Consider the following 4,515-nt stretch of genomic DNA (forward strand, 5'->3'; position numbering starts at 1 on the left):
CGCGGACGCGCGCGGGTGCTCCAGGAGATGGTCGACGGTCGGCTGGTCGGCGACGGCTGGCGCTCCGCGGAGGTGCACGAGGCGTTGGACCTGTGCCTGGCCTGCAAGGGCTGCGCCCGCGACTGCCCCACCGGGATCGACATGGCCACCTACAAGGTGGAGGCGCTGCACCAGCGCTACCGGCGCAGGCTGCGCCCGCGCAGCCACTACGCCCTAGGCGCGCTGCCGAGATGGCTGCGCATGTCGCCGTCGGCCCGGGTGGCCGCCGGTGTGCTCGGCCGCGGCTGGGTGCAGACCGTCGCCAAGGCCGCCGCCGGGGTCGACCGGCGGCGCAGCATCCCGGTGCCGGCGACGGTCACCGCCAGGCGGCTGTCCCGGCTGGATCGACCCCCGGCGGGTACGCCGGACGTGGTGCTCTGGGCGGACACGTTCACCGACCACTTCACCCCCGACCACGTGGGTGCCGCGCTCGAGGTGCTGGAGGGCGCGGGGCTGCGGGCCGGCGTCATCGACCGGACGGCCTGTTGCGGGCTCACCTGGGTCAGCACCGGTCAGCTCGGCGCCGCCCGGCGCGAGATGCGGCGCACCCTCGACGTGCTGCACCCGTACGCCGAGGCCGGGGTCCCGGTCGTGGCGCTCGAGCCGTCCTGCCTCGCGACGCTGCGCTCCGACGTTCCCGAGCTGCTCGACGACCCCCGTGCCGCCGCCGTCGCGGAAAACACCCGGACGCTCGCGGAGACGCTGTCCCGGGTCGACGGCTGGAGCCCGCCCGACCTCTCCGGCACCGAGGTCGTCGTGCAGCCGCACTGCCACCACACGAGCGTGCTCGGCTGGGCCACCGACGAGGCCCTGCTCGCCAGGACCGGTGCGTCCGTGACCCGGGTCGCCGGGTGCTGCGGGCTTGCGGGCAACTTCGGGGTGGAGCGCGGGCACTACGAGGTCTCGGTCGCCGTCGCCGAGCAGCACCTGCTCCCCGCGGTGCGGGCTGCCGGCCCCGGCGCGGTGGTGTTGGCCGACGGGTTCTCCTGCCGGACCCAGCTCGACGACCTCGCCGGCGTCCGGTCGCTGCACCTCGCCGAGCTGCTCCGCCCGACCCGGCCGGCCGGAGCCGACGTACAGTCGTGACAACCGGGTCGAAAGGGGCACCTTCCCCTATACCGCATCGCGGTCGGGGCCGTTTTGACCCTGCTACGGCGAGCCGGTAATCTCTTTCATCGTGCCTGGGACAGCCAGGCCATCACGCGTGCTCCCAGGCAAACGGGAGTCTCGTGACTGCGCGAGCAGCATTTCCATCTCGCTCCGCCGCCCCATTTTGCAGATCGGGTCGGCGAGCCGTGGCCAGGGCGACACGCCCGACCGCGGGGGGTGTGCCCGCCGGCCGAACCCAGCACCACCACAGCTTCATCCGGAAGATCGAGTACTACAGCGAAGGGGAACCACGCGGTGCCCACCATCCAGCAGTTGGTCCGCAAGGGCCGCCAGGACAAGGTGTCGAAGAACAAGACGCCCGCTCTGAAGGGTTCTCCGCAGCGGCGCGGCGTGTGCACGCGTGTCTACACCACCACCCCGAAGAAGCCGAACTCCGCGCTCCGCAAGGTCGCCCGCGTGCGCCTGTCCAGCGGCATCGAGGTCACGGCCTACATCCCGGGCGTGGGCCACAACCTGCAGGAGCACTCGATCGTGCTCGTGCGTGGCGGCCGTGTGAAGGACCTTCCGGGTGTCCGCTACAAGATCATCCGCGGTTCCCTCGACACCCAGGGTGTGAAGAACCGCAAGCAGGCTCGCAGCCGGTACGGCGCGAAGAAGGAGAAGAGCTAGTGCCTCGCAAGGGTCCCGCCCCGAAGCGTCCGGTCGACGTCGACCCGGTCTTCGGCAGCCAGGTCGTCACGCAGCTGGTCAGCAAGGTCCTGAAGGACGGCAAGAAGCAGACCGCGCAGCGCATCGTCTACACCGCGCTCGAGGGCTGCAAGGAGAAGACCGGCACCGATCCGGTCGTCACCCTCAAGCGCGCGCTCGACAACGTGAAGCCGGCCCTCGAGGTCCGCAGCCGCCGCGTCGGTGGCGCGACCTACCAGGTGCCCGTCGAGGTCCGCGGCCCCCGCTCGATGACGCTCGCGCTGCGCTGGCTCGTCGGCTACTCCGCCCAGCGTCGTGAGAAGACGATGGCCGAGCGCCTCATGAACGAGATCCTCGACGCCTCCAACGGCCTCGGCGCCGCGGTCAAGCGTCGCGAGGACACCCACAAGATGGCCGAGTCCAACAAGGCCTTCGCGCACTACCGCTGGTGACCACGAGCCCTGTACGTCGCAGGAGACCCCAGACCGGGGTACGGGCCGACGTACGGGGCTGAGTGCCGCTCACCAGTCGGCCCACCACACGCACTTCCGATCCCGAGGGAACACTCCAGTGGCTGTCGACATCACCACCGACCTCAACAAGGTCCGCAACATCGGCATCATGGCGCACATCGACGCCGGCAAGACCACCACCACCGAGCGGATCCTGTTCTACACCGGCATCACCTACAAGATCGGTGAGGTCCACGAGGGCGCAGCCACGATGGACTGGATGGAGCAGGAGCAGGAGCGCGGCATCACCATCACGTCGGCCGCGACGACCTGCTGGTGGAAGGACCACCAGATCAACATCATCGACACCCCCGGCCACGTGGACTTCACCGCCGAGGTCGAGCGCTCGCTGCGCGTCCTCGACGGCGCCGTGGCCGTGTTCGACGGTGTCGCCGGTGTCGAGCCCCAGACCATGACGGTGTGGCGGCAGGCCAACAAGTACTCCGTGCCCCGGATGTGTTTCGTCAACAAGCTCGACCGCACCGGCGCGGACTTCTTCCGCTGCGTCGACATGATGGTCGACCGCCTGAACTCCACCCCGCTGGTGGTGCAGCTTCCGATCGGCGCCGAGGCCGACTTCCTCGGTGTCGTCGACCTGGTCGGGATGCGCGCGCTCACCTGGCGCGGCGAGACCACGATGGGCGAGGACTACGAGGTCGAGGAGATCCCGGCCGCGATGGCCGACCAGGTCGCCGAGTGGCGCGAGCGCTTCCTCGAGACCCTGGCCGAGGCCGACGACGAGATCATGGAGATGTACCTCGAGGGCGAGGAGCCTTCGGTGGAGCAGCTCGAGGCCGCGATCCGTCGCGCCACCCTCGCCGACAAGCTCAACCCGGTCCTGTGCGGCACCGCGTTCAAGAACAAGGGCGTCCAGCCGCTGCTCGACGCGGTCGTGAAGTACCTCCCCTCGCCGCTCGACATCGAGGGCATCCAGGGCCACGACGTCAAGGACGAGGAGAAAGTCATCGTCCGCCAGCCGCGCGACGACGAGCCGTTCTCCGGCCTGGCCTACAAGATCGCCGCCGACCCGCACCTCGGCAAGCTGACCTACGTGCGCGTGTACTCCGGCAAGCTCGAGGCCGGCTCGACCGTGGTCAACTCGGTCAACGGCCGCAAGGAGCGGATCGGCAAGGTCTACCAGATGCACGCCAACAAGCGTGAGGAGATCGCGTCGGTCGGCGCCGGCCAGATCGTCGCCGTCATGGGCCTCAAGGACACCAAGACCGGTCACACCCTGTGCGACCCGGCCAACCAGGTGATCCTCGAGTCGATGACGTTCCCGGCCCCGGTCATCGAGGTCGCCATCGAGCCGAAGACCAAGGGCGACCAGGAGAAGCTGGGCACCGCGATCCAGCGGCTCTCCGACGAGGACCCCACGTTCACCGTCAAGGCGGACGAGGAGACCGGCCAGACCATCATCGCCGGCATGGGCGAGCTCCACCTGGAGATCCTCGTCGACCGGATGAAGCGCGAGTTCCGCGTCGAGGCCACCGTCGGCAAGCCGCAGGTCGCCTACCGCGAGACGATCCGCAGGAAGGTCGAGAAGCACTCCTACACCCACAAGAAGCAGACGGGTGGTTCGGGTCAGTTCGCGAAGGTGCTCATCACGATCGAGCCCAGCATCGACCCGGAGACCGGCCAGGGTGCGGGCTACGAGTTCGTGAACAACGTGACCGGTGGTCGCGTGCCGCGCGAGTACATCCCGTCGGTCGACCAGGGCGCCCAGGAGGCCATGGAGTTCGGCGTCCTCGCCGGCTACCCGATGGTCGACGTCAAGGTCAGCCTCGAGGACGGCGCGTACCACGACGTCGACTCCTCCGAGCTCGCCTTCAAGATCGCCGGCAACCAGGCGTTCAAGGAGGCCGCGCGGCTGGCCAAGCCGGTCCTGCTCGAGCCGATGTTCGCGGTCGAGGTCACCACCCCGGAGAACTTCCTGGGCGACGTGATCGGCGACATCAACTCCCGGCGCGGCCAGGTGCAGTCCATGTTCGAGCGGTCGGGCGACCGGGTCGTCGAGGCCCTCGTACCGCTGTCCGAGATGTTCGGGTACGTTGGCGATCTGAGGTCCAAGACCTCCGGTCAGGCGTCGTACTCGATGGAGTTCGACTCGTACGCCGAGGTTCCGCAGAACGTCGCCGACGAGATCATCAAGAAGGTCCGCGGCGAG

Annotated in this window: 3 protein-coding genes and 1 pseudogene; all 4 read left to right on the plus strand. The window is 69.2% G+C overall.

The annotated features are described in order from the left end of the window. A pseudogene (locus VFH10_RS08390) lies at positions 1-1,125 on the plus strand ((Fe-S)-binding protein); the annotation flags it as partial. Between the two features lie 318 nt (positions 1,126-1,443). Beyond that, positions 1,444-1,818, plus strand: a complete 375-nt coding sequence (rpsL, locus tag VFH10_RS08395) for a 30S ribosomal protein S12 (RefSeq protein ID WP_221024385.1) — start codon at positions 1,444-1,446, stop codon at positions 1,816-1,818. Beyond that, entirely contained in the window at positions 1,818-2,288 is a 471-nt protein-coding gene (gene rpsG / locus VFH10_RS08400; protein WP_325127664.1) for a 30S ribosomal protein S7, read from the plus strand. The genes rpsL and rpsG overlap by 1 nt, the downstream gene beginning before the upstream one ends. Before the next feature lie 118 nt (positions 2,289-2,406). Next, positions 2,407-4,515 (plus strand): elongation factor G (gene fusA, locus VFH10_RS08405; protein WP_325127665.1); only part of this gene is annotated, 2,109 nt, incomplete at its 3' end.

This window comes from Nocardioides sp. (assembly GCF_035697785.1).
In the GTDB taxonomy this organism is placed as follows: Bacteria; Actinomycetota; Actinomycetes; order Propionibacteriales; family Nocardioidaceae; genus Nocardioides_B.